Raw genomic sequence first — 260 nt, 5'->3', positions numbered from 1 at the left:
ATGGCACAGACTATCCAGCAGTCAATAACGGCAACGGTACCTGGACCCTTGCAGACAATACGCTTCCAGTGTTGACCGATGGACCACATACGGTAACTGTGACAGCGACCGACCCTGCAGGTAATGTGGGGATAACAGGTGCAGTGGTGACTATCGATACCACAGCACCAAATGCACCGGTTCTTGATCCAATCAATGCCACTGATCCAGTGACAGGTACAGCAGAAGCGGGATCAACCGTGACTGTGAGCTTCCCTGAT

At 52.3% G+C, this 260-nt stretch carries 1 protein-coding gene; it reads left to right on the top strand.

Annotation, left to right across the window (positions count from 1 at the left end):
- On the top strand, nucleotides 1-260 hold a 260-nt coding region (locus tag ACH8JV_RS19615), incomplete at both ends, for an Ig-like domain-containing protein (protein ID WP_396523326.1).

This window comes from Acinetobacter sp. ABJ_C5_2, from assembly GCF_044538485.1.
GTDB classification, from domain to species: Bacteria; Pseudomonadota; Gammaproteobacteria; order Pseudomonadales; family Moraxellaceae; genus Acinetobacter; species Acinetobacter nosocomialis_A.
Note: the sequence above shows the minus strand (reverse complement) of the source record. Positions and strands in the feature narration are given on the sequence as shown.